The organism is Arcticibacter eurypsychrophilus (assembly GCF_001730525.1).
Classification (GTDB): Bacteria; Bacteroidota; Bacteroidia; order Sphingobacteriales; family Sphingobacteriaceae; genus Arcticibacter; species Arcticibacter eurypsychrophilus.
This window is the reverse complement of the sequence record NZ_MDFN01000044.1, coordinates 1-26,997: the sequence shown is the minus strand read 5'-3', so window position 1 is coordinate 26,997 and position 26,997 is coordinate 1. Positions and strand designations below refer to the sequence as shown.

Genomic DNA, 26,997 nt, shown 5'->3' with positions numbered 1-26,997 from the left:
AGTAATAAGGGCTGGATCGGGAGCGGGTAGAGTCGTCTATAGCGCAGGTACCGGATCCGGTAGGAAGGAAGAAGTAACCCATTTCTGGTTTGGCACATAACGGAATTATTGTACCGGGATTGTAGAGATGGACAGGAATGTTCGGCCTGGTACAAATTTAAATCAATCTTCAGGCCGATCAGCGTCTGATTCAAGGGGAGAAAATGAAGGAATTGGGCTGGGATGCTGTTTAGTTCTATAACCCTCCGCATACAATCGACTGGTTTTATGTGAATAAATTAGTTGATTGTTGGTTAAGAGTTGATTTCTTTACAACATGGTATATGAAAAAACGTATTATAAAGTTTGGATATCAATTACTTAATATATGGTATGTTAAGTGATGAAATCTTAACCACTCTACTCTTTTCAAATTTTTTATTAAAATATATGACAATCATATTCACTTTTGTAAGATAAATTTACATATTTGATGCATAAACAATGCAACAACAAAATGGCTATTGAAACTTTACATACTTTAGAAATAATAGAGGTTTTGGAAAATTTTCTTGAAAGGAAAAGACCTAAAGAAGAATTTAGAGATAAAGTGGATATTTCATATCATCTTGATAAACAAAGTGTCATGATTTATGAAATACGACCTCGCTGGAATAATCCGGAGGAAATTATGGAGCTACCTATTGCAAAGGCTACTTTTGTTGTAGCTAAGGATATATGGAAAGTATACTGGCGTCAAAGCGATCAGAAATGGCATTCTTATACTCCCGAGCCAACTGTCGACCATATTCAAGAGTTTGTATCGTTGGTTGAACAAGATGAGTATTACTGCTTTTGGGGATGATGTAAGTCGTGGGAATAAAAAACGAATCGCAGACTTCATTTTCAACAAATGCAATAATCCCCTTTGAAACTGTTAATTTAGCAAGTTAAAAGGAGAAAGATTGGCTAAAAGTCTGGTGAAAGAAACCCCGCTCATGCAACAATATAATACCATTAAGGCTAAATATCCAGGAGCTTTATTGTTATTCAGAGTGGGTGATTTCTACGAAACATTTGGAGAGGATGCCATTAAAGCATCAGGAATTTTAGGTATTGTGCTGACTAGAAGGGCAAATGGCTCTAACTCATATATTGAATTAGCTGGATTTCCTCATCATTCAATTGAAACTTATTTACCTAAATTGGTACGCGCTGGTCAGCGTGTTGCGATATGCGATCAGCTTGAAGATCCCAAAACTGTTAAAACGATTGTCAAACGTGGAGTTACTGAACTGGTTACTCCTGGCGTTGCTTATAACGATAATATTCTTCAACAAAAGTCTAATAACTACTTGGCGTCTATTTATTTCGATAAACTGGCGACTGGAGTCGCATTTATAGATATATCCACAGGTGAATTTTTGGTAGCACAAGGCAGTAATGACTATATTGATAAATTACTTCAAAGTCTGAAACCTAGTGAGGTAATTTTTCAAAAGAGTAGGAGTAAAGACTTTGCTGAAGCTTTTGGTGATCGTTTTTATACTTATACGTTGGATGACTGGGCGTATACAGGAGATTTTGCTTCTGAAAATCTCTTAAAACATTTTGATGTAAAGTCGTTGAAAGGTTTTGGAATTGAGCGTCTGCCTGTAGCGATTATAGCGGCCGGTGTTGCTTTGCATTACTTAAACGAGACCGAGCATCGTAATCTACAGCATATATCTTCCATAGCGCGTATAGAAGAGGATCGATTTATGTGGCTCGACCGTTTTACTATTCGTAATTTGGAACTTATTGATTCGCCTAATGAAAATGCTGTCACCTTAGTAGACGTTTTAGATCAAACCAGCTCTCCTATGGGTGCCAGAATGTTGAGACGCTGGATCGTGATGCCATTGAAAGAACGTAAACCTATTGAAGAACGTTTGAATGTAGTGGAATTTTTGATCAAACAAGAAGAATTGAGAGGCTTGTTGTTACAAGAAATTAGCCAAATAGGGGATTTGGAACGTTTGATATCTAAAGTAGGATTGCAACGTGCCAATCCGCGTGAGGTTTGCCAGTTAAAACGTGCTCTTTTCGCTCTTGAAAATATTAAAATCCACTGTGATTTATCTGAAAGTGAAGCGCTCAAAAGAATTGGGGAGCAACTTAATCCTTGTATCCTGATTAGGGATAGGATTGCTAAAGAACTTCATCCTGAACCACCGGTGTTGTTATCAAAGGGTAGTGTGATATCGGAAGGGGTTAATGAAGAATTGGACAGATTACGTAAGATTGCTTTTGGTGGGAAAGGGTATCTGATTGAAATTCAAAAAAGAGAAGCTGAAATTACTGGAATTCCTTCTTTGAAAGTCGCTTTTAATAATGTTTTTGGTTATTATTTAGAGGTAACTAATTTACACCGGGATAAGGTTCCGACTGACTGGATTAGAAAACAAACACTGGTTAATGCAGAACGTTATATTACTCCTGAGCTTAAGGAGTACGAGGAACAGATCCTTGGTGCTGAAGAAAAGATTCAGGTGCTTGAAACTAGATTGTATAATGAGTTGCTTTATGCTTTATCTGAGTATATCCGTCCCATTCAGTTGAATGCTCATTTAGCTGCCCAGCTGGATGTACTGCTTTGCTTTTCCACTCTCGCCATCAAGAATTATTATGTTAGACCTCAGATACAGGATGGACATATTTTGGATATTAAAGGTGGAAGGCATCCGGTAATTGAAAAAAGTTTACCTCTGGGAGAAGAATATATAACCAATGATGTTTACCTTGATAATGAAGCTCAACAGATTATTATTATAACAGGTCCTAATATGGCTGGTAAATCTGCTTTATTAAGGCAGTGTGGTTTGATTGTGCTTATGGCGCAAATGGGTTGTTATGTTCCGGCAAAAGCGGCTAGCATTGGTTTGATTGATAAAATATTCACACGTGTAGGAGCATCTGATAATCTATCATCTGGTGAGTCAACATTTATGGTGGAGATGAATGAAACAGCCAGCATCATGAATAATTTATCAGACAGGAGCCTTATTCTTTTGGACGAAATTGGTAGAGGGACATCTACATATGATGGGATCTCTATTGCTTGGGCAATAGCTGAATTCTTACACAATCATCCAACAGCTAAAGCAAAAACTTTATTCGCCACTCATTACCATGAATTAAATGAATTATCTAATTCATTCAGCAGGATTAAAAATTTCAATGTTACAGTAAAAGAGGTTGGAAATAAAGTTATTTTTCTTAGAAAGCTTGTTCCCGGTGGAAGTGAGCACAGCTTTGGAATTCATGTGGCGAGAATGGCAGGAATGCCCGCAAAACTTATAGCCCGTGCTAATGAAATTTTAAAAAGATTGGAGCAGGAACGAACCGGAGGTGAAAATATTAAAGATAGCATCAAAAAGGTTCAGCAACAGGCTTATCAATTACAAATGTTCTCTATCGATGACCCTGTATTGATAAAGATTCGGGATATGTTAAATAATTTGGATGTAAATACGTTAACTCCAGTGGAGGCTCTAATGAAATTGGATGACATTCAACGAATTCTTAAAGGTTAAATATGAATAAACGGACTTGTATCTTTCTTTCTATAATTTTTATATCTACTCTGATTACTTCTTGTAGCTCACGTAAAATGATTACTGATGCTTCGGGTAGTAGAGGTAAAAATATAACAGGAAGCTTAAAAGAACGTTATTCTGTTTTATTAGGAGTTTCGGAAAAGGAAATAAAAGACGAGCACTTGTATAAGTTCATTGATAAATGGATGGGTTCTCCTCACCGTTTGGGTGGTATGGAAAAAGGAGGTATCGATTGTTCGGGATTAGCAATCCTGCTTGAAAAAGAAATATTTAATAAGAATCTGCCAAGGTCAGCCAAACAAATGGCCGATCAGGTTAAAAGATTGTATGAAGAAGATTTGAAAGAAGGAGATTTGGTGTTTTTTGATTTTGCTGGTTCGCCTTTTAATCATGTAGGAGTATATTTACTTAATAATAAATTTGTTCATGTTTCAACCAGTAAAGGCGTTATTATAAGTGATTTAAAAGATTCTTGGTACTATAAATATTTTTCAAGGTGCGGATCAGTAAAGTAAATAGCAAATCTGGCTTTGATATTTTGATATTCTTATTAAGAAAGTAAGTGATTTAAAAGATTCTTGGTACTATAAATATTTTTCAAGGTGCGGATCAGTAAAGTAAATAGCAAATCTGGCTTTGATATTTTGATATTCTTATTAAGAAAGTAGAAATATATTTTCTATTTGAATGACTTATAGTTAACTGTTAAATAATGATGGTGATTAAATAAGTATACTGATATAATTTTTACGACTTTTGACAACAGTGGTTTGGAGTTAAAAAAACCTCTAATCCTTAATGATTTTACAAATGAAACTTAATCTTAAACGTCCTCTCGCATTTTTTGACCTGGAAGCTACTGGTATTACTATTGGCTCAGACAGAATTGTTGAAATTGCAGTTCTTAAAGTATTTCCTGACGGTTCTAAAGAAATGAAGAATCAGCGTATCAATCCGGAAATGCCTATTCCTCTGGAAACATCTTTGATACATGGTATCTATGATGAAGATATAAAAGATGCACCAACATTTAAGCAGGCTGGACCAGTGTTCGCTGCTTTTCTCGAAGGTTGCGATCTTGCTGGTTATAATTCCAACAAATTTGATATACCTATGCTTATGGATGAATTCCTGCGTGTGGGTGTTCCTTTTGATTTGGATAACCGAAAATTTGTAGATGTGCAGAATGTTTTCCATCAGATGGAGCAGCGTACTCTTAAAGCGGCTTACCGGTTTTATTGTGGTAAAGATATTGAAAACGCGCATTCTGCTGATGCTGATACAACGGCTACATATGAGGTGCTGTTAGGTCAGCTAGAACGCTATAAGGAAACCGAGTTTAAGGATAAAAAGGGGAATGTATCTGTACCTGTCCAGAACGATATTGACGCATTACATAAGTTTACGAACCTACACAATCCTGTTGATTTTGCAGGTCGGCTGGTATTTAACGACAAGGGAATAGAGGTGTTTAACTTTGGTAAACATAAAGGTAAATGTGTAGAAGATGTATTCCATGCTGAACCTAGTTACTATTCATGGATGCAAAATGGTGATTTTCCTCTTTATACCAAGAAATGTTTGGAAAAAATTTGGGTAAAGTGGAATGAGAAGAAAGTTTTAATTAAAAAAAGTACAGAGAAGAAGGTTGTAGCTGAAATAGTAAATGTACCAGTTCCCAATCATTCAGCAACACCAAGATTAGTTGCTCCTAAAAAGGATAATGATGTAGTAAGGCAAAAGAATCAAGAGGTTGCAAAACCAAAAGAACCAGATGCACAGCGTTCATTATTTAATAAAAATGAACCAGCAGCTCCGCTAACAGATAGCATGCTTGAAGAATTGAAGAAAAAATTTGGAAAATGATCTATAGATTAAACATGAACGCCGTAGCGTTCATGTTTAATCTATATTCAAAAAGTCTATATTTCTTTTCAATCCGCTAAATTTTGTTCTTCTTACAGCAGATCCTTTAAATAATTTTTTAAATACATCTTCGGTAATTTCTTCCCAATCAGTTTTTTTCATATTCAGGAGATCTGGATGGGGATTAAAGCCATACTCATTGTGATTAGTTGAAAAGCGGTTCCACGGACATACATCTTGACAAATATCACATCCAAAGATCCAATTATCCATTTTACCTTTAAATTCTGAAGGCAACTCTTCCTTTAATTCAATGGTGAGATATGAAATGCACTTACTGCCATCCACAATCGAATGAGCAACAATAGCTTGCGTAGGACAGGCATCTATGCATTTTGTACAGGTTCCACAATAATCCTTATCTGTAGTTATATCATAATTTAATTCTAGGTCGATTATTAATTCAGCTAGAAAGAAAAACGAGCCACTTGTTTTGTTAATTAAGTTGCTGTTTTTACCTACCCATCCAAAACCCGCTTTTTTCGCCCATACGCGGTCAAGTACTGGCGCTGAGTCTACAAATGCCCTTCCTGTAACATCGCCTATTTCCGAACGAATAAATGAAAGTAATTCCTTGGTTTTATCTTTTATAATATCGTGGTAGTCTTCCCCGTAGGCATATTTTGAAATTTTAGGAGTTTTAGCATCTGGTTGTGATGAATCAGAATAATAATTCAAAGCAAGTGAAATAACCGATCGGGCTCCTTCAACAAGTTTTCGGGGATCCAAACGCTTGTCAAAATGGTTTTCCATATAAGCCATTTTTCCGTTGTAATTATGCTTTAGCCAGTTTTCTAACCTGGGAGCTTCTTCTTCAAGGAAACCAGCTTTTGACACACCACAAAACATAAATCCTAACCTTGATGCTTCTTGTTTAATGAGCTGGCTATATTTCTGTGGATTATTATACATCATATCAAAGATACTGAATAAAAGAAATAGAGCTTCTAGTACATATTATCATTATTTTTGGAGAATCTTATGTCTGATACAAATACGCCACTTTATACAGTACCTTTTGCCTTACTGTGCTCTAGTTCCTTACTCTTTTCTGCTAGTTTTAATATGCTTATTCCTGAACTGCCTGCTTATTTAAGCAGTTTAGGTGGCGCAGAATACAAAGGGTTAATTATTGCTTTGTTTACGTTAACTGCAGGGATCTCAAGGCCGTTCAGTGGTAAACTTACCGATACTATAGGAAGGGTTCCTGTAATGGCTGTAGGTTCAATAGTTTGTTTTGTGTGTGGATTTTTATATCCGGTTTTAGGAACTATCAATGGGTTTTTATTTTTAAGATTAATTCATGGGTTTTCAACAGGTTTTAAACCCACTGCTACTGCTGCATATGTTGCCGATATTGTTCCGGCTAAACGCTGGGGTGAGGCCCTTGGTATTCATGGATTATGTTTTAGTACAGGTATGGCTATTGGGCCCGCCATCGGTAGTCTAATAACATCTTATTATTCAATTGATGTTTTATTCTATTGTTCATCAGCATTTGCAATGTTATCTATTGTCATATTGTTGAATATGAAAGAAACACTTAAATGTCCTCAACGGTTTAAATTTTCACTTTTAAGAATTTCACGAAAGGAAATTATTGAATGGCGAGTTTTACCTGCTGCATTTGTTATACTATTATCTTATTTGGGATATGGTATTTTGTTAACATTGGTTCCAGACTGGGGTGCACATCTGGGCGTGAAAAATAAAGGATTATTTTTTATGACTTTTACAATTTCTTCTTTATTAATAAGATTTATTGCTGGTAAAATTTCAGATAATTATGGTCGTATATCGGTTATTAAAGTTGCTTTGGTTCTTCTTTGTGTATCTTTTTATTTAATTGGTCATGCGCATTCAGTAACGGGACTCTTGGTCGGATCAATTGTTTATGGAATTGCAGGAGGGATACTTTCCCCTGCAACTAATGCCTGGACAATAGATCTTAGTCACTTTGAACATCGCGGTAAAGCAATGGCCACCATGTATATAGCTCTCGAAGCGGGGATAGGATTAGGCGCTTTACTTGCAGGATGGATGTACAAAGACATTATTTCAATGGTTCCAACTATCTTTTACATTGGAGCTGGAGCTTCATTGCTAGCCCTAATATATGTTTTTGTAAGAGAGAGTAGGTTATTTTCCTCAAAATCTACAGCGAAGATCTAAATCCTACCATGATTTTATAATTTTAAACATAAGATTAAATTAAGAACACAAAAAAGGCCGGTTAATAGCCAGCCTTTTTTATGATATTTTGTAAAACCTATTTTCCTTTTTTAGGATCAGATTTAAGAGCAGGTTTTTGTTGCCTCATATAGTCATCCATCTTCTGCTGAAACTTGGATTTTTTCTTTTCAACTACAGGTTTTTTCTTGTTTTCCTGAATGCGGGCATGTATTTTATCGTCATTAACTAATTGTCTAATAATTAACTGTTGAACAAATGTTAATACGTTGGCGCAGAAGTAGTAATAATTTAGACCTGAAGGATAACTATTCAATACAGTTAGGAAAATTACTGGTGTAATATATCCGATGTATTTCATTTGTCCAGTTGCTCCCGAAGTTTGATTATTGAAGTATGTAGTAACCAAAGTAGATACTGTCATCAGCAAACACATTAAACTGATGTGATTAATATTCAGTAATGGGATCTTTGTAAAATTGATTACTGAATCATAGGTGGATAAATCTTTCATCCACAGAAAACTTTCCTGACGTAATTCAAACAAGTTTGGAAAGAAGAAGAAAAATGCCATGACAATAGGTAATTGTAATACCATCGGAATACATCCCCCTAGAGGATTTACTCCTGCCTTTTTATACAGTTTAAGATATTCCTGTTGTAAAAGTGTAGGATTATCATCACCAACTTTAACTTTAATTTCATCCATTTCGGGTTTTAATACTCGCATCTTAGCCATAGAAAGATATGACTTGTAAGTAAGAGGAGTCAAAACCGTTTTTAAGATGATAGTCAAAATAAGTATGATGATACCATAACTCCATCCTAATCCTTCTAGAGCTTTAAAAATAAATAAAACAGCCACTTGGTTGATCCATTTAAGAGGGCCCCATCCTAAGTCAATTTGTTTTTCGATGTTATATCCTTGCGCTTTTAATGTATTAAAGCGATTAGGACCGAAATAAAAAGTTAATGGATAAGCGTCTGTATTATCTTTTCCTTTGGCTAGTTGCATGCTTGCTGTTATAGATTTAACAAGTCCTGGGGTGGTTGGTACTGTAACGGCCAATTTACCTTTAGTAAAACCATTTTTAGCAATCAGCACATTTGAAAAGAAATGTTGTTTGAAAGATATCCACTGAATTTTTCCATCTTCACCGAGTTCCTTTGTTTCGTCTTTGCTTGATCCAATATGGTCTACTTCGTTGTCAGCGTGATTAAAATACGCACCTGAATAGCGTTGTTCACTGGAAAGGTCTTTTTCTTTTTGTTTTAGGGTAGCCTGCCAGTTTAATGTAAGAGGTTTTGAAGCAGAAATCACATTGCCCAAACCAGTAGTTACAATAGTCAGTCCTACATTATAACTGTCACCTTTTATGGAGTAGATATAATCTATAAACTGATTTGAAGAATAACTCAGTCTCATGGTTACACTTGAAGAATCACTTTTTGTAACGGTAAGCTCTTTTTGCGAAGGAACAAAGTATAGGTCTTGTGTATTAATCTCTTTATTTCCTGCTATGAAAGTAAGACCAAAATTACTATTCTCACCATCAAACATAATTAATGGCTTATTGTCATAAGTTTTTAATCCTTTCAGTTCTACAGATGCAACTCTACCTCCTTTAGTGCTTAAGTGAACCTTAAGCAATTCATTTTGAAGTACAATTGTCTCAGTAGAGCCAGTAATAGATTTACCGAAAGGACCATTAATAGCTACTGAATCAATAACTACAGCGGGTGCTAATGTTGCTTTGGCGTTTTTTACTGGTAATTTAGGCGTATCAGGATTATTTACTTTTGCTCTTGCGATAGAATCTTGAACTAACCTTTCTCTTTTAATTTCTGTTTCTGAAGGATTCATCAGATACATAGAACCTATGAAAATGATTAAGATCAAAAATAGTCCTGTGAATGTATTTTTATCCATTTATTGTTTGATATCTATTCTTATTTTTTGTTAATTTTCCTTGAATGTGCTAAAGAAGCGGCGACAAAGTTAACAAAAAGAGGGTGTGGATTAGCAACTGTTGATTTTAATTCTGGATGAAACTGGCTAGCAATAAAAAACGGGTGATTTTTGAGTTCGATAATCTCAACAAGATTGTTATCTGGATTCATACCAGAGGCAATCAAGCCTGCATCTTCAAATTGTTTAAGGTATTCATTATTAAATTCATAACGATGTCTGTGCCTTTCGGCAATCTGTGCTTTTCCATAAATCTGAGCCGCTTTACTACCCTTTTTTAAATCACATGTATAAGATCCCAAACGCATGGTTCCACCCTTATTTTTGATCTTTTTCTGCTCTTCCATCATGGATATTACAGGTGTGGTCGTATTTTCATCCATCTCCATGCTATTTGCATCCGGAAGTTTCAGCACATTTCGAGCAAATTCAACTACAGCACACTGCATTCCAAGACATATCCCGAAAAATGGAATATTATTTTCACGCACATACTTTATAGCAGTAATTTTTCCTTCGATGCCCCGGCTACCAAATCCTGGAGCTACAAGAACTCCATCCAATCCCGCTAGTCGTTCTGCAACATTTTCTTCTGTTATACTTTCAGAATGAAGACATACTACCCGAACTTTACATTCATTACTTGCACCTGCATGAATAAAGGATTCGTTGATGGATTTATATGCATCAGGTAACTCTACATATTTACCAACTAATCCTATACTTACTTCTGATGTAGGGTTCTTTAACCTTCCAAGAAAATTTTTCCAGTTGTCTAAATTAGGATCACTTTTCAAGGGAAGCTTTAATTTGGTTAATACCGTTTTATCCAGTTGCTCCTTTAACATCAATAGTGGAACGTCATAAATGGTAGATGCATCTATAGATTCAATCACAGCATTAATATTAACATTACAGAATAATGCTACTTTTCTTCTTATATCCCCTGATAAATGATGCTCAGTACGACAAACCAAAATATCTGGCTGAATACCATACTCCAATAACATTTTAACAGAGTGCTGTGTTGGTTTTGTTTTGAGTTCCCCTGCTGCTGCTAAGAATGGTATCAACGTTAAGTGGATTACCAGTGAATTACTAGCACCAATCTCCCAACGAAACTGTCTTACCGCTTCAATGTAAGGAAGGGATTCAATATCGCCCACTGTACCTCCTAATTCTGTTATCACAATATCGAAATCGCCGCTTTCACCCACAAGTCTGATGTTTCGTTTGATTTCGTCTGTAATGTGAGGAACTACTTGCACTGTTTTGCCTAAATAAGCCCCCTCACGCTCCTTATTGATTACGTTTTGATAAATACGACCGGTAGTGATATTGTTGGCCTGAGATGTAGGTACATTTAAAAAACGCTCGTAGTGTCCCAAATCCAGATCTGTTTCTGCTCCATCTTCGGTAACATAACATTCACCATGTTCATATGGATTTAATGTTCCAGGATCAATATTGATATAAGGATCGAATTTTTGAATGGTGACACGATAGCCACGGGCTTGTAAAAGTTTGGCTAATGAGGCAGAAATAATTCCTTTTCCTAACGACGATGTAACGCCGCCCGTAACAAATATGTATTTAGTCATGAGTGTGATGGATTAAAAACGCTTTAAGCTTCTATATTTAGCTAAAAAATACGTTCTCTTGTACGGGTTACAAAAGTAAGAAAAAAAGGAGCATATTAAAATGATCCATTCGATTTATCGCTAGAGATTTGTTTTTACACTTAATTTAAAAGATTTACATTTGCAACTATACACCGAAAAGTAACCTTAATGGTAAATTTTAATAGATTTAAACTAGACAACGGGTTAATGGTTCTTGTTCATGAAGACCCAACAACACCGATGGCTGTCATAAATATTTTATATAATGTGGGTGCAAGGGATGAAAATCCTTCTAAAACAGGCTTTGCTCATCTTTTTGAGCATTTAATGTTTGGTGGTTCAGTCAACATTCCTTCTTATGATGAACCTTTGCAAAGGGTTGGTGGTGAAAATAATGCTTTTACCAGCAATGATATTACTAACTATTATATTACACTTCCTGCCGAAAATCTGGAAACAGCCTTTTGGTTAGAAAGTGATAGAATGTTAAGCCTTGCTTTTTCTGAAAAAAGTCTGGATGTTCAGCGTAATGTCGTTTCAGAAGAGTTCAAACAACGTTACCTCAATCAGCCTTATGGTGAGGTGATGTTAAAACTCAGACCACTGGCATATAAGAAACATCCTTATATGTGGTCAACAATAGGGAAAGAGCTTTCTCATATCGAAGAGGCAACTATTGAAGATGTAAAAGACTTCTTTAAAAAACACTATAGTCCATCGAATGCGATTATGGTAGTAGGAGGGGCAGTTACTACTAGTGAGGTGAAAATTCTTGCTGAAAAATGGTTTGGGAATATACATCCCGGTGAAAAATACGTCAGAAATCTTCCTATTGAGCCAATTCAAATAGAAGAACGCCGCGAAGTCTTTTATGCAGATGTTCCTTTAGATGCGATTTATATTGCATTTCATGTACCTGCGAAAACAGATCAGGGATATTATGAAGTGGATTTGATTACAGATATGCTTTCACGAGGTAATTCATCACGACTTTACAATAATCTGGTTAAGGAGCGTAAGTTGTTTACTGATATAAACGCTTCACTAACAAGTAGTGCAGATCCAGGACTGTTGATTATTGATGGAAAGCCTGTCTTGGGAGTTACAATTGAAGAAGCAGAGTTAGCAATATGGGAAGTTTTGAACCATTTTAGTTCCGAACAAGTTGCTGAAACGGAATTGAATAAGGTCAAAAATAAGATTGAATCTACCATGGTATTTGCTGAAATGAGTTTATTGGACAAAGCGATGAATCTAGCTTTTTTTGAAGTATTAGGTGATGCGAATGACTTCAATAAAGAAACTGAGCGTTATTTGAAAATTTCAGTTAATGATATTATTCAACGTGCTAAGGCTACTTTAACAAAAGAAAATTCTTCCACATTATTATATCTAGCAAATAAATGATCAACAGAACAATAGCACCTGCATTTAAAGAGATTAATCAAATTAATCTGATCCAGGCAACTCCAAGGCTGCTTGATAATAAAATAAAATTATTTGTAGTAAACGCTGGCGAGCAGGAACTTGTCAGAATTGAATTTATCTTTAATAATGTAAACTGGGATGTCAATCATCCTTTACAGGCATTTGTTACCAATTCCTTGTTAATAGAAGGGTCAAGAACAATGTCGTCTTACCAAATCTCTGAAAGAATAGATAGTTATGGTGCCTTTATTCAGGCAGAATATGGTTTTGATCAATCTACCGTCACATTATATACCCTAAGCAAACATCTAGACGAAGTTCTTCCCATCGTAAAGGAAATTCTCACCGAAGCTATCTTTCCTCAAGAGGAGTTGGAAACCTTTGTACGGAATCAAAAACAAAAGCTTTTAATTAGTCTGGAAAAAAATGATATTGTCACAAAAAGAATCTTTAATCATGCTTTATTTGGCGACTCCATTTACGGTTACATTGTCAATGCAGATGATTATGATAAAGTGGACCGTAATGAATTAGTTGAATATTATCGTGCAGCTTATCAGCCTGATAATTGTATTATTATAGCCTCAGGCAAGGTAGATGAGTTAATAGCTCAAAAAATTAACAGCTTCTTTGGCAACAATTGGGAAAATACAGTACCAGCTACAAAAAACAGTTTTTCATTTCCAGAGACAAAAGGGTCTTTATATTACACTGAAAAACCAGAGGCTTTACAGTCTGCTATACGTATTGGTCAATTATCTATTCCCCGAAATCATGTAGATTTCCCTGCGCTACAGTTTCTAAATACAGTTTTAGGTGGATACTTCGGCTCCCGGCTGATGGCTAATATACGCGAAGAGAAAGGATACACCTATGGTATAGGCTCAGGTTTAGTGTCACTTCAAAATGTTGGTTATTTTTTAATAGCATCTGAAGTTGGTGCTGATGTCTGTACACTGACCCTTAAGGAAATAGAAAAAGAAGTGAATTTACTTCGCACTGAACTTATTCCCGGGGAAGAAATTGAACTCGTTAAAAATTATATGCTGGGATCATTTATGGGTAGTTTAGAAAATGCCTTTTCCCATGCAGACAAGTTCAAAAATATCTATCTTGCTGGCTTAGATTATGATTATTATACACGTTATATTCAGACCATTAAGCATATCAGCGCCCCTCAACTCCTCGAACTAGCCAATAAATATTTAGATTATAATTCATTTATCATCGTAATTACCGGAAAAAAATAGCGGTATCAGTAATACTAAATTCTAATGGACAGACCGGTTAATTTTATTCTTGCCGACAAATATGTAAATACTAAAATTTATTATGTAAAGTCGTTTGAAGATTTTCCCCTGGGAGTCATTCGTTATTCATTATCTCAAAAGGAATACGTTTTTAATCCTGATGGCACCTATCTGAATGCTGATATTATGCTTCAGATCAGTACATTTTTAAAAAATCTTATGGATGAACATCATTTACGTATGAGCTTATAAGCCATAAATTTGCGTTTTTTACTGATAATATGTAGCTTCGCCCATGCAAGAGAAAATTATCATTCTTGATTTCGGATCGCAGTACACTCAACTTATTGCCCGCCGTGTAAGAGAATTAAACGTATACTGTGAAATTTACCCCTATAACCACCTTCCCGCGCTTGACGATAGTGTTAAAGGGATTATCTTGTCGGGAAGCCCTGCATCTGTAAGACAAGACGATGCTCCCCAAATCGATTTTAGCTTATTTCATAATAAATATCCCGTTTTAGGAGTATGTTACGGAGCCCAATATCTGGCTCAAAAATCAGGCGGAGAGGTTTCACCTTCATCTATTCGCGAATATGGAAGGGCAAACCTTACTTATGTTAATGATACGAATCTTTTGCTAAATAAGATACCTGCTGATTCATTGGTGTGGATGTCACATGGCGATACGATTTCCAGGATTCCCGATGAGTTTGAAATAATTGCTAGTACTGATACGGTACTTGTTGCTGCATTTCAAATTAAAGGCTCTCAAACCTACGGTATTCAGTTTCACCCGGAAGTTACACACAGTACAGACGGCAAGCAACTTTTGGAAAACTTTCTGATTGATATATGCCATTGCACACAGGATTGGAATTCCGAATCCTTTATTGATACCACTATTCAGGACTTAAAAATTAAATTAGGAAACGATAAAGTTATTCTAGGCCTTTCAGGGGGGGTGGATTCATCAGTCGCAGCTGTACTTCTTCACAAAGCTATTGGTACGAATCTCCATTGTATATTTGTTGATAATGGACTTTTGCGTAAGGGTGAATTTGAGCAAGTGCTCGATTCTTACCAGCACATGGGGCTGAATGTACGGGGGATAGATGCGAGAGATCTTTTTGTAGGACAGCTTACAGGAGTAAAAGATCCGGAGCAAAAGCGTAAAATCATTGGTAAAGCCTTTATTGAGGTATTTGACCAGGCAGCACATGAAGTACAGGATGTTAAGTGGTTGGGTCAGGGTACAATCTATCCTGATGTAATCGAATCCGTATCAGTAAACGGCCCTTCTGCAACCATTAAGTCACATCATAATGTGGGTGGACTTCCAGACTTTATGAAGCTAAAAGTGGTTGAACCTCTGAATACTTTATTTAAGGACGAAGTAAGGCGCGTAGGTAAAGCACTTGGATTAGATCCTGCACTTTTAGGCCGCCATCCCTTTCCTGGACCTGGATTAGCAATTCGTATTATCGGAGAGATCACTCCCGAGAGGATTGCTATCTTACAGGAAGCTGACGCTATTTATATCAATATATTGAAGAGCACCGGCTGGTACGACAAAGTATGGCAGGCAGGCGCTATTTTCTTACCTGTTCAATCCGTAGGAGTTATGGGTGATGAGCGTACCTATGAACATGTCATCTGTTTGCGAGCAGTAGGTTCTATGGATGGTATGACAGCTGATTGGAGTCATATCCCTTATGAGATTCTGGGTAAAATATCCAATGAAATCATAAATAACGTTAAAGGTATCAATAGGGTGGTCTATGATATTTCATCAAAACCACCAGCAACTATTGAATGGGAATAATAATGACAACAAACAAATACGACAATCAGCTCAAGACTTTTCTTAGAATTCTGCATGCATACCCCCAAAACATGCAATTGGCGAGGTTTCTTCCAGGCTATTTTCGTGAAAATAAACAAATGGGATCAGGCGACAGGCGTACAGCTAGTCGCCTGCTTTATAATTACTTCCGCCTCGGTAGAGCTTGTTCTCGTTTACCGGAAGGGGAACGGATTGTATTGGCTGAATTTCTATGTGAGGGAACTTCAAGTCTCTTTTTAGAACACTTAAACCCTGAACTATTCGCGAATGCCGATCAGCCTCTTGCAGGTCGCATTGCTCATCTTGAACAGGCAGACTTTGGTTTTATACTTGATGACGTTTATCCATTTACTGATCATTTTTGTGATAAGATCAATAAAAGAGAATTCTTAACCTCTTTATTTGTACAACCTGATTTGTTTATTAGGATTCATCCCGGAAAAGATACACGTGTTAAGAATACGCTTGATCAGGCTGAAATTAAGTACAGCGAAATTTCCGAACACACACTTGCTCTTCCTAATGGAGTCAAATTAGATCAGCTATTTCCTGAAATTGCAAAAGGAACTGGTTTGTTTGAAGTTCAGGACCTTTCGTCCCAATATGCAGGAACCTTTTTTGAGCCGCATCAGTATGACTATTGGTGGGATAGTTGTGCTGCTTCTGGTGGTAAATCGCTTAATCTCTTCCATCAGCAAAAGAATATTAAACTACTTGTAACAGATGTTAGGGAGAATATCCTTTTTAATCTGGATGAACGATTTAAGCGCGCCGGACTTATTCCTTATCAGAAAAAGATTATGGATCTGACAAAGGATCCTACCTTATATTTGAATAGCTATATGTTTGATGGAATCATTCTGGATGCTCCTTGCACCGGATCAGGAACATGGGGAAGAAGTCCTGAATTAATAAGTCAATTTGATACCCAGCAGATTTTAAGTTTTCAACGCCTTCAACGCTCCATAGCAGGTAATCTTATCAAATTTCTAAAACCGGGTAAACCCTTAATCTACATCACCTGTTCTGTTTTCAAAGAAGAAAATGAAGCAAATGTGGAGTATTTGGTTAAAACATACGACTTGAAATTAGAAAAGCAGGAAGTAATAAAAGGCTATGAGCGAAAAGCAGATAGCATGTTTGTAGCGCGACTAATTCGCTAAACTAAAGGCCGGTATTATTCTTGAAAAGCTTGATTGCAATAGCCAGGAGAATGATACCGAATGCTTTTCTTAATACACTTAAACCAGATTTACCTAACAAACGTTCCAACCAAAAAACATTTTTCAACACTACATATACAAATATCATGTTGATTAATATACCAACAAGAATATTCTGAGTATCATATTCGGATTTCAGGGAAAGCAAGGTAGTCATCGTTCCCGCACCAGCAATCAGGGGGAATGCCAACGGTATAATAGATATGGTTTCAGGCAAATCCTCCTTAAAGAAGGTAATTCCTAATATCATTTCCATAGCGATAACAAAGATGACAAAAGACCCTGCTATTGCAAATGAAGCGACATCTAAACCAATAAGCTTAAGAAGCTCTGTTCCAAGAAAAAGAAATAGCGTCATTAAAATTGTTGAAACTATGGTCGCTTTCTCCGATTGAATATGTCCAGCCTTTTTTCTTAACTCAATTACAACAGGCACAGAACCGATAATATCTATTATTGCAAACAAGATCATGGATACAGAAAGAATCTGCTTATGATCAAATTTAAAGTATTCATTCATATTTATTGTGGACATGTAAAATGCGCACAAAGATATTAAGTTTAAACAGGGATTTTAAGTTTATTTTAGATACCTGTATTTTTACGGTACATAAAATAAACTTAAAACTGACAGAATTTAAATATGGAGATCTATTTTCTCACAGCCTGCGCATTATTATAAACTTCCGTATTCGGTGAAGTTCTATCAATTACCCTATTGATGGTGTGATTCTTTTCAATAGAAGTTGGCGCATGATAGGGAGGTCCTACAGCAATATGAGGGGCAATAATCAAAGATACAATGGACATCAATTTGATTAATATATTCATCGAAGGACCTGAAGTATCTTTAAAGGGATCACCAACGGTATCACCTGTTACAGAAGCCTTGTGCGGATCAGAATTTTTATAAAATGTTTCCTCGTTAATAATGGCTCCTTTTTCAAAAGACTTCTTTGCATTATCCCATGCGCCCCCAGCGTTAGATTGAAACATGCCCAAAAGGACACCGGACACGGTAACACCTGCTAATACACCACCCAGAACTTCCGGACCCATTGTAAATCCCACTAATACAGGAACGATTAATGCAATAGCACCAGGTAACATCATCTCTCTGATGGATGCTTTGGTAGAAATAGCAATGCACTTTTCATATTCAGGACGTGCCTTATATTCCATGATGCCTGGAATTTCTCTGAACTGACGTCTTACTTCCTGAACCATATCCATTGCAGCACGACCAACAGCGGCGATTGCCAAAGAAGAAAATATATAAGGAATCATTCCTCCAACAAACAGTCCGGCCAACACATTCGCCTTGTAAATATCAATCGAATTTATACCAGCAATCCCCACGAAAGCGGCAAACAAAGCTAATGAGGTCAAGGCAGCAGATGCAATAGCAAAACCTTTTCCAGTTGCCGCAGTGGTGTTACCTACAGCATCCAATGTATCTGTCCTTTCCCGTACTTCAGCAGGGAGTTTACTCATTTCAGCAATTCCACCAGCATTATCAGCAATCGGACCAAATGCATCAATTGCAAGCTGCATAGCCGTAGTTGCCATCATTCCTGCAGCCGCTATGGCCACACCATATAAACCTGCAAAGTGATGAGAGCCATAAATACCCATCGCCAAAACAAGTACCGGCAGAAGTGTGGATTCCATACCCACTGAAATTCCTCCAATAATATTTGTCGCATGACCTGTAGACGATTGATTTACTATAGATCTTACAGGTCTTTTATTCATTGCTGTATAATATTCGGTTATCATACTCATCAACGTTCCTACAACAAGACCAACCAGAATAGCATAAAATACATCATCTTTAGTAAAAGGAAAGCCTCTTATAATCATAGCATCGGGTAATAACCATTGTACGGCAAGATAGGACGCAAAAGCAGTTAATATAATTGAAGTCCAGTTACCTAAATTCAAAGCAGCAAGTACACTATCAGTATCTTTTTTAATACTTACCATGTAAGTTGAAGCAATAGAAAATAATAAACCTAACCCCGCAATAAGCATCGGCAAAAGGATAGGAGCAATGCCTCCGAAGTTGTCCTGAGAAACAATCTCACGACCCAGTACCATTGTCGCAAGAATTGTAGCCACATAAGAACCAAACAAATCCGCACCCATTCCGGCAACATCCCCAACATTATCCCCAACATTATCAGCTATGGTAGCTGGGTTCCGAACATCATCTTCGGGAATTCCGGCTTCCACTTTCCCAACCAAATCCGCACCTACGTCAGCCGCCTTGGTATAAATACCTCCACCTACTCGTGCAAATAGAGCTATAGATTCAGCTCCAAGGGAAAATCCGGCTAACACTTCAAGTGCTTTTTCCATCCCTTTCCCATTTACTGACGATCCAGTTTGAACCACATACATTTGGTAGAATACGATAAATAAGGAACCTAGGCCAAGTACTGCCAGACCGGCAACTCCCAGCCCCATTACGCTTCCACCCGTAAAAGCAACTTTAAAAGCCTTTGATAAGCTCGTTTTAGCAGCCTGGGTAGTGCGCACATTCGCTTTGGTTGCTATTCTCATTCCAATATATCCTGCTAAGGCCGAAGTAAACGCACCGATTAGAAAAGAAATTGAGATTACCCAACTAGAGGTTTCAATTAAAGTACCGGACCAGAAGAGCAGTGCACCTGTGATCACAGCAAAATAACTTAGAATTTTCCATTCCGCTTTTAGAAATGCCATGGCTCCATCTGCTATGTAACCAGCAAGTTGTTGCATGTTTTCATCTCCGGCATCTTGTTTGATGACCCATTGAGATTTGAGAACCATGAAAATGATTCCAATAACTCCCATAAAGGGAATAAGGTAAATTAAGTTAGCGTACAAAAAGTCCATATGAATAATTGGTAATTATATTTCAAATATATACGGCTTTGCGATATAAACAAATAAATATGTTTAATCCACCATCTTTCCAGACTTTTTCATGTATCTGACGAAGATATAAAGCAAAACCAATCCTACAAGGAATGCAGCGATCAGCACATTTCTGAAATCAGTATCACCACTTGTAATTTCCGGATAATTAAGCAATAAAATAAGGGTAATCCCTACTAGCCACACAAATTGTGTATTATATTCTTTTAAAATCCATCTCTTCGCATTAAATCGCATGCTTGCAAACGTAGAACCGATTCCTTTTAGGCTTAACCACCAACGGTTCACTCTGCTGCAATAGTTATTAAAGTCAGCTCCGAATTTATTCCGCAGAAAGTTCTCCTCTGCTAATACAATCGCCTGATAAATAAAAAGAAATATAGGCATCAGGATGCCCACAAATAAAATTGAGTTTGATAAGATACCAACACCAAAAAGCATCAATATGTTTCCAACGTACAATGGATTCCGGCAATGGTTAAAGATTCCTTCTGTTACTAGCTTGTCCGCGTATACTTTTTTATTTAAGCCGCCTCTTACAATATACGCCAGCCCAATTGTTAAACCCCTGATTAATTGTCCGCTAATCGTGATAATCAACCCCAATGTAACCGGCAATATGTAATAATTTGGACCTAAATCACTTTCAGTAAAAATATCAGGTGATGGAATAAAAAGAGCGAGGTATAAAAAGATAAATAAATAGTTTCTGTACTTGAAAAAAAAGTTACCAATAGAGATCATCATTAGTTTTTAATAGCAATTATACCTGTGAAATTATACCATTTGAAAAATATTTCCGTTTGTGAAAATCCGGAATCATGAAGCATTAATATATCTTCACTTGATTTATAAGGGATTAAAACGTTCTCTAAAGCCTCGCGTTTCTGCGAAATTTCCATTTCACTATAATGATTTCTCCTTTTATAATCGTAGTAATACTTTATAAAATTACGATTAAATACACTTTGTTCAGTAAGGATTTTTTCTACTAAAATCAACACTCCACCCGGAACAAGCCCATCTACGATAGTCCGGAGTACCTTCTCCCGGCAAATAGGACGAATGAATTGAAGTGTAAGGCATAATACCACAACCGATGCATTTTCGACCTTAAAGCCACTTTGAATATCCGCTTCAACTAATTCATAAGGGCGGGTAAAACCTGCTTCCTGAAGCTTCTCATCACATTTCTTCAGCATTTCCGCTGCATCATCTATCCCCACAAATTTAATATCCTGCGCAACAGAGGTATTCATGCCAATCATTGTAGTTCCTGTAGAACAACCAAGATCATATACCGATGTTCCAGGTTGAGCATGATCTGCGGCAAGCTCAGAAATCATACGCTGCATTTCTCCGTAGAAGGGAACAGAGCGGCTGACCATGTCGTCAAATACATTGACCACTTTGGTACCAAATTTAAAATCAGAGATCTGATTGATTTCATCGCGAAACACCTCATCTTTTGGGGCGCCAGGCATATTGTGCTGTGCATCAGTTTTAGAATTCATTTTTTATAAAATATCCTTTAACGCTTGTTGGAATGATATAGTTTCCAGTTAAACCAAACAATGGTTTAACAAGTTTTAAAGATTCTGCTAAATTGTATATTTTTGCCTTAATATACAAACATTAGATGGATCATAAAGTTAAAGTCGGATTAGTGCAAATGAGTTGCACCTTTAGCAAGGAAGAAAACCTGGCTAAAGCAATAGCTCAGGTTAGGGAAGTTGCTGCCCAAGGCGCTCAAATTGTCTGTTTGCAAGAATTATTTACATCCCTGTACTTTTGTGATGTGGAGGATTATGCCAACTTTTTACTTGCGGAAAGTATTCCGGGGCCATCTACAGACTCTCTTTCTTTAGTTGCAAAAGAATTAAATGTCGTCATCATTGCTTCTTTATTCGAAAAAAGAGCCCAGGGACTCTATCATAATACTACTGCGGTACTCAATGCTGATGGCGAATATCTAGGTAAATACCGCAAAATGCACATACCTGATGATCCAGGTTTTTACGAAAAATTCTATTTTACGCCCGGAGATATGGGTTATAAAGTTTTTGAAACCAAATACGCCAAAATAGGGGTATTGATTTGCTGGGACCAATGGTATCCTGAAGCTGCCCGGATCACTGCCTTAATGGGAGCGGAGATTTTATTTTATCCTACAGCTATTGGCTGGGCGTCGACACAGGAGGTGGAAACCAATACAGAACAATACAATGCCTGGCAGACTATCCAGCGCAGCCATGCAATAGCCAACGGTGTGCACGTGGTATCTGTAAACAGATCAGGAGTTGAAGGTGAGTTGAAGTTCTGGGGAGGGTCGTTTATCTCAAATCCCTTCGGTACAGTGCTGTATCAAGCATCACATACCGAAGAAGAGAACCATGTACATGAATTAGATCTTAGCCTTTCTGATCGATACCGGACACACTGGCCTTTCCTGCGTGACCGAAGAATAGATTCTTATGCACCTATTACCAAGCGCTATATTGATGGAGAATAAGTTCAGAAAAGCATTATTTCCAGCTTTCGCAAACGGTAACACACCCGCACAATTAGGTTATACATTCCCTGCAGAATGGGCGCAACACGAAGCCACTTGGTTAAGCTGGCCACATAAAGAAGCCAGTTGGCCTGGAAAAATAGCCAACATTTACAAACCATACGCCCAATTTGTCAAGCTACTTGCTTCAAGTGAAAAAGTCAGGATTAATGTGCTAAATGAAAGCATGAAAGCCTTTGTCCTAAAGTATATTATAGAAGCAGGCGCAGATTTACAACAGGTTGATTTTTTTATACATCCCACTGACGATGCCTGGTGCAGAGATCATGGCCCCGCATTTCTTGTCAATTCCAATGCTGCAGACCACAAGAAGGTGATTGTAGATTGGGGTTACAACGCCTGGGGAGGAAAATATCCCCCTTTTGATCAGGACGATGTCATCCCCACCCTCATCGGAAAAGAATTTAACATCCCCGTATTTCACCCCGGTATTATCATGGAAGGCGGTTCTGTAGAATTCAATGGTGCTGGTACAATCCTTACCTCGAGATGTTGCCTGTTAAACGAAAACAGAAACCCTGATTTGAATCAAGACCAGATCGAAGCCTTTCTACACGAGTTTTATGGTGCCACCCAGGTTCTTTGGATTGACGAAGGCATTATTGGAGATGATACCGATGGACATATTGATGATACCATCCGTTTTGTAAGCGAAGATACCGTGTTATCTGCAGTAGAAACCGACATCCATGACGACAACTATGATCTCCTTCAGCAAAATTTAAAGACACTTAGTGCACTACGTTTACTCAATGGAAAACAGCTCAACATCATTGAGTTGCCGATGCCCGATGCCGTAATCTATGATGAAATGCGACTGCCAGCATCCTATGCCAACTTTTATATCAGTAATAAACAGGTCATCGTTCCTACATATCGTTGTAAAAAAGATGACCTGGCATTAGATCTGATCAGTAGCTGTTTTAAGGACCGCGAAGTTGTCGGATTAGATTCCACCGACATCATCTGGGGCCTTGGGAGCTTCCATTGTCTGAGTCAGCAGGAGCCTAAAGTATAACTAGTTAAAATTACATACAGCACCTAATTACTTAACCTCCTCAACATACAGGAGCTTTAAATATTATTAGTTTAACACCCCCATTTCCTTCAATAGGAAATCGGCATGATCCACTTTTGAAGCAATCCATAGTACATAACGGATATCCACACCAATGGAGCGGCTATAATTTTCATTCCAGGCATAGTCATTTATAGTCGCTTCATAGGCCCGGTCAAAGTTAACACCAATCAGTTCCCCCTGATTGTTCATGACAGGGGAGCCTGAATTCCCACCAGTAGTATCCAGATTATATAAAAAAGATACAGGCACATCGTTCAGATCTTTTTTAATAAAAGCACCAAAGTCTTTGGCCAACCACAATTGTTTGATGGCCGTAGGATATGTAAATTCCGGATTATCCGAGCTTCCTTTGTCCAGCATCCCTTTAATGGTTGTAAATGGCTGCATATACGAGGCATCAGCCGGTGAAAATCCCCTTACATAGCCATAAGTAAGCCGCAGTGTACTATTCGCATCAGGAATGAAATCCTGCTTTTTAAACTGCTCTTTTACGGCAACATAATCGCCCATTAGTTTATTCAGCACCCCATCGCGACGATCCTTCTCTGGTTTTAAAGAGTTAATCTGGTCACTAATATCCCGCTCAAATATCAATAGCGGATCGTTGTAACTCATTAACGAAGCAGGAGTTCTTAAAATAGTCTTTATCACAAAGTCTTGATCTTTTAGTCGCGTATACAGAAATTTGCTGGATACAAATTTTTCAATCTGATCCTGAGTACTGAATCCTTTAAGTATCTGCGTGTTAAGAACTTTAACTTTTTGATTAGTAGGTAGTTTAGATGCATCAGTTAACATGCGTGTTAATATGTTTTTATCAGCATCACTATCATAACTCTCGTATTTATCATTCATATTCTTCTGAAGCAACAGGCTATTTAAGGCGAAAAATTTATTTCTATTGCTCAGCGGTTCTGCTGCAACCTGTGCTTTAAACACATTGATCTGACGGGCAATATCAAGCAAATTAGTGCTTTTGTAAATTTGATCAAACCACATATCGCGATAGACATCACTGTTAATGAGCTTGTACAAATCATCAATATCACCCATTAACGAGCCATATTTAGCCTTTAAGTCCACATTTTCATTGATGTATTGTGCCAGATCCTGATCTTCCTTCACTTTCGAAGCCACCAGATCAAGCCCTTTGAGTCCCTTTAACTTACCCGTATAATTTTTAAGAACGTTTGCATTACGCTTGATCCGTGTAGATAGTTTAAGATCAGTAGCCTTATCCTTTTTCCCGGCTTCCGTCATCACCTCATTCTGAAAAGTATACAGATTGGATACATAAGGAAGTAAAAAGTCCTGCTGATACTGAATAAATTGAGCCGGACGATGCCGGAATGTTTTACCCGGATAACCCAAAATAAAAACAAAATCATTTTCTTCTACTCCATTTGCATTCACCTTCAGGAATTTTCTTGGCTGATAAGGAACATTGTTTTTTGAATATTTAGCCGATGAACCATCAGGCGCAACATAAGCACGCATAAATGAAAAATCACCGGTATGTCTCGGCCATACCCAATTGTCGGTCTCACCGCCAAATTCGCCCACATTTCTGGAGGGCACGTAAACTAAACGGACATCCTTTATAGTTTTATACCTAAACAATACATACGTTTTTCCAATAAACATTTCAGATACCTCGGCCTCAATCGTCGAATCCTGAGCTTCAGCATCAATAGCCAACTTCTTCATTTCCGCATTGATTACCCTGATCCTTGATGCCGGATCAGTCACATTCAAAACGGAAGAAAGGATATCTTTAGAAACATCTTCATAGCTGTCCGTAATCCGGCAAGTCAATCCTTTAGCCTCAATTTCACTTTCCCTGGTATGAGCCACAAAACCCTTATCCAGATAATCATTTTCTGGTGTACTCGCCAATTGCACCGCGCTGAACGCACAATGATGGTTTGTAATGATCAAGCCTTCATTAGATACAAATGACCCCGTACAGCCCCCTACACGTACCAGGGCGTCAACCAGACTAACGCTGTTACTATCAGGATTGTAAATTTCTTTTTGATCTATTTTCAACCCAGCTTGATGTAAATCAACTTTTTTTAGCTCACTGAGTGGAAACATCCCTTCATCGGGAGGTGTATAAGCCGATCCTGAGATCAGGAGAACCAATAAGGAGGTGATAAGAAATCTTTTCTTTTTATCGTTCATCATATATGTGTGTCAAGGAATGTACAAAAATAAATTTAATAAAGTAATTTTACCGCATGGCTGAAGATCTGAGTATAATTAATGGAAATAGGGAAGAGCAATACAGGTCGCTTATCCCACAAATAACTGGTTTATTAGAGGGAGAAACGGATTTAATTGCCAATCTGGCAAACGTAAGCGCTGCCCTAAAAGAGCAGTTTAGCTTTTTTTGGGTAGGATTCTACCTCGTTAAAAACGAACAGCTGGTATTGGGGCCCTTTCAGGGACCTGTTGCCTGTACTCGTATCAACAAAGGAAGAGGTGTTTGTGGTGCCTCCTGGGATAGGGCCGAAACGATTATTGTTCCGGATGTGGATGTATTTCCTGGTCATATCGCCTGCAGCTCCATTTCCAAATCCGAAATTGTCATTCCGCTTTTTTATCAGAATGAAGTGGTTGGAGTTTTGGACGTTGACAGTGATGAGTTGAATAATTTTAATGAGGTAGATCAACGTTATCTGGAGGAGATTGTAAAATTGATTCAATTAGATAATTAATGCTGAATAAGTTGAAGCCTGCTAAACTTCCAGATGAATTCTACCTGCGCGAGGACGTTCTTTTAATAGCCAGGCAGTTACTTGGCAAAAAGCTTTGTACTGATGTGGATGGGCTTTTTAGCTCTGGCATCATCGTGGAAGCAGAAGCCTATATAGGACCAGAAGATCGGGGCTCGCATGCTTATAATAACAAGCGGACTAATCGAAATGAAGTGATGTATGCCCGTGGAGGTGTAATTTATATGTACATCTGTTACGGCATCCACGATATGTTAAACATCGTTACTGGCGCTGAAGGAAGTTCTCACGCCATCCTGATCAGGGCATTGCAACCTGTGGATGGTATTTCGATTATGCAGAACAGAAGAGGTATAACGGACCTTAAAAAGTTATGTAAAGGTCCCGGTGCGCTTGCTAAAGCAATGGGTTTATTCAAATTGCATAATGGGATCTCCTTGCAGAGCAATAAAATATGGATTGAAGAGGGAGAAGTCGTTTCTCCTGAGCAGGTTGTGGAAACAGCAAGGGTTGGAATGAACTTTGAAGGGATTTATAAGCGCATTCCCTGGAGGTTTTACATTAAAGAGAACCCATATATAAGTAAGAAATAAGTAGACAGGTTAGGCACAGAAAGCAAACCTGTCAGATCCTAAAATAACTATACACTTGA

The 26,997-nt window shown here is 37.5% G+C and carries 22 protein-coding genes; 14 read left to right on the top strand and 8 right to left on the bottom strand.

Annotation, left to right across the window (positions count from 1 at the left end; all coding sequences use genetic code 11):
- Positions 1–472 precede the first annotated feature (472 nt).
- From BFL47_RS18200 to BFL47_RS18185, 4 genes are all read left to right on the top strand, one after another.
- Positions 473–844, top strand: coding sequence for a DUF3024 domain-containing protein (locus tag BFL47_RS18200; RefSeq protein WP_083257274.1), 372 nt, complete (start codon positions 473–475; stop codon positions 842–844).
- A 100-nt stretch (positions 845–944) separates the two neighbouring features.
- The gene (gene mutS / locus BFL47_RS18195; protein ID WP_069661223.1) at positions 945–3,554 is read left to right on the top strand and encodes a DNA mismatch repair protein MutS; all 2,610 of its coding nucleotides are present in this window, start codon (positions 945–947) and stop codon (positions 3,552–3,554) included.
- Between the two features lie 2 nt (positions 3,555–3,556).
- Positions 3,557–4,093, top strand: a complete 537-nt coding sequence (locus tag BFL47_RS18190; RefSeq protein ID WP_245681407.1) for a C40 family peptidase — start codon at positions 3,557–3,559, stop codon at positions 4,091–4,093.
- 295 nt (positions 4,094–4,388) lie between these two features.
- On the top strand, positions 4,389–5,444 hold the full coding sequence (locus tag BFL47_RS18185) for a 3'-5' exonuclease (protein ID WP_069661221.1): 1,056 nt from the start codon (positions 4,389–4,391) through the stop codon (positions 5,442–5,444).
- A gap of 36 nt (positions 5,445–5,480) precedes the next feature.
- Here BFL47_RS18185 and queG read toward each other — a convergent pair whose 3' ends face one another.
- Positions 5,481–6,416 (bottom strand): tRNA epoxyqueuosine(34) reductase QueG, encoded by a 936-nt coding sequence (gene queG / locus BFL47_RS18180; protein WP_069661220.1) that lies wholly within the window; start codon positions 6,414–6,416, stop codon positions 5,481–5,483.
- A 69-nt stretch (positions 6,417–6,485) separates the two neighbouring features.
- Between queG and BFL47_RS18175 the strand changes: the two genes are divergently transcribed.
- Positions 6,486–7,676, top strand: coding sequence for an MFS transporter (locus BFL47_RS18175; RefSeq protein WP_069661219.1), 1,191 nt, complete (start codon positions 6,486–6,488; stop codon positions 7,674–7,676).
- 97 nt (positions 7,677–7,773) lie between these two features.
- Here BFL47_RS18175 and yidC read toward each other — a convergent pair whose 3' ends face one another.
- Both yidC and BFL47_RS18165 read right to left on the bottom strand, forming a co-directional pair.
- Positions 7,774–9,624 carry a membrane protein insertase YidC gene (yidC, locus tag BFL47_RS18170; RefSeq protein ID WP_069661218.1) on the bottom strand — a complete coding sequence of 617 codons (1,851 nt, stop codon included), beginning with the start codon at positions 9,622–9,624 and terminating at the stop codon, positions 7,774–7,776.
- Between the two features lie 20 nt (positions 9,625–9,644).
- Entirely contained in the window at positions 9,645–11,264 is a 1,620-nt protein-coding gene (locus BFL47_RS18165; protein ID WP_069661217.1) for a CTP synthase, read from the bottom strand.
- Between the two features lie 189 nt (positions 11,265–11,453).
- Here BFL47_RS18165 and BFL47_RS18160 point away from each other — a divergent pair, with 189 nt between their 5' ends.
- The 5 genes from BFL47_RS18160 to BFL47_RS18140 are packed head-to-tail and all read left to right on the top strand — an operon-like array spanning position 11,454 to position 16,972.
- The gene (locus tag BFL47_RS18160; RefSeq protein ID WP_069661216.1) at positions 11,454–12,692 is read left to right on the top strand and encodes a M16 family metallopeptidase; all 1,239 of its coding nucleotides are present in this window, start codon (positions 11,454–11,456) and stop codon (positions 12,690–12,692) included.
- The gene (locus BFL47_RS18155; protein ID WP_069661215.1) at positions 12,689–13,963 is read left to right on the top strand and encodes a M16 family metallopeptidase; all 1,275 of its coding nucleotides are present in this window, start codon (positions 12,689–12,691) and stop codon (positions 13,961–13,963) included. Before BFL47_RS18160 ends, BFL47_RS18155 begins: the two co-directional genes overlap by 4 nt.
- Before the next feature lie 24 nt (positions 13,964–13,987).
- Complete coding sequence (locus BFL47_RS18150; protein WP_016196895.1) at positions 13,988–14,215, top strand: hypothetical protein; 228 nt, start codon at positions 13,988–13,990, stop codon at positions 14,213–14,215.
- Positions 14,216–14,258: 43 nt separating this feature from the next.
- Positions 14,259–15,788, top strand: coding sequence for a glutamine-hydrolyzing GMP synthase (gene guaA / locus BFL47_RS18145; RefSeq protein ID WP_069661214.1), 1,530 nt, complete (start codon positions 14,259–14,261; stop codon positions 15,786–15,788).
- A 2-nt stretch (positions 15,789–15,790) separates the two neighbouring features.
- Positions 15,791–16,972, top strand: coding sequence for an RsmB/NOP family class I SAM-dependent RNA methyltransferase (locus tag BFL47_RS18140; protein ID WP_069661213.1), 1,182 nt, complete (start codon positions 15,791–15,793; stop codon positions 16,970–16,972).
- 1 nt (position 16,973) lies between these two features.
- Here BFL47_RS18140 and BFL47_RS18135 read toward each other — a convergent pair whose 3' ends face one another.
- The 4 genes from BFL47_RS18135 to cmoA form a co-directional block, all read right to left on the bottom strand.
- The gene (locus BFL47_RS18135; protein WP_069661212.1) at positions 16,974–17,552 is read right to left on the bottom strand and encodes a MarC family protein; all 579 of its coding nucleotides are present in this window, start codon (positions 17,550–17,552) and stop codon (positions 16,974–16,976) included.
- A gap of 131 nt (positions 17,553–17,683) precedes the next feature.
- On the bottom strand, positions 17,684–19,912 hold the full coding sequence (locus BFL47_RS18130) for a sodium-translocating pyrophosphatase (RefSeq protein ID WP_083257273.1): 2,229 nt from the start codon (positions 19,910–19,912) through the stop codon (positions 17,684–17,686).
- A 63-nt stretch (positions 19,913–19,975) separates the two neighbouring features.
- Entirely contained in the window at positions 19,976–20,701 is a 726-nt protein-coding gene (locus BFL47_RS18125) for a methyltransferase family protein (protein WP_211480983.1), read from the bottom strand.
- Positions 20,701–21,468 carry a carboxy-S-adenosyl-L-methionine synthase CmoA gene (gene cmoA / locus BFL47_RS18120; protein WP_083257272.1) on the bottom strand — a complete coding sequence of 256 codons (768 nt, stop codon included), beginning with the start codon at positions 21,466–21,468 and terminating at the stop codon, positions 20,701–20,703. Before cmoA ends, BFL47_RS18125 begins: the two co-directional genes overlap by 1 nt.
- A gap of 125 nt (positions 21,469–21,593) precedes the next feature.
- On the opposite strand from cmoA, the gene BFL47_RS18115 reads away from it, so the two are divergent.
- Both BFL47_RS18115 and BFL47_RS18110 read left to right on the top strand, forming a co-directional pair.
- Entirely contained in the window at positions 21,594–22,466 is an 873-nt protein-coding gene (locus tag BFL47_RS18115) for a carbon-nitrogen hydrolase (RefSeq protein WP_069661211.1), read from the top strand.
- Positions 22,456–23,544 (top strand): agmatine deiminase family protein, encoded by a 1,089-nt coding sequence (locus BFL47_RS18110; RefSeq protein WP_069661210.1) that lies wholly within the window; start codon positions 22,456–22,458, stop codon positions 23,542–23,544. The genes BFL47_RS18115 and BFL47_RS18110 overlap by 11 nt, the downstream gene beginning before the upstream one ends.
- Positions 23,545–23,610: 66 nt before the next feature.
- On the opposite strand, the gene BFL47_RS18105 is transcribed toward BFL47_RS18110, so the two are convergent.
- A complete protein-coding gene (locus BFL47_RS18105) occupies positions 23,611–25,791 on the bottom strand; it encodes a S46 family peptidase (RefSeq protein WP_069661224.1) in 2,181 nt (726 codons plus the stop codon).
- Positions 25,792–25,847: 56 nt separating this feature from the next.
- On the opposite strand from BFL47_RS18105, the gene BFL47_RS18100 reads away from it, so the two are divergent.
- Both BFL47_RS18100 and BFL47_RS18095 read left to right on the top strand, forming a co-directional pair.
- Positions 25,848–26,327, top strand: coding sequence for a GAF domain-containing protein (locus BFL47_RS18100; protein ID WP_069661209.1), 480 nt, complete (start codon positions 25,848–25,850; stop codon positions 26,325–26,327).
- Positions 26,327–26,938 (top strand): DNA-3-methyladenine glycosylase, encoded by a 612-nt coding sequence (locus tag BFL47_RS18095; RefSeq protein ID WP_069661208.1) that lies wholly within the window; start codon positions 26,327–26,329, stop codon positions 26,936–26,938. Before BFL47_RS18100 ends, BFL47_RS18095 begins: the two co-directional genes overlap by 1 nt.
- Positions 26,939–26,997: the final 59 nt, after the last annotated feature.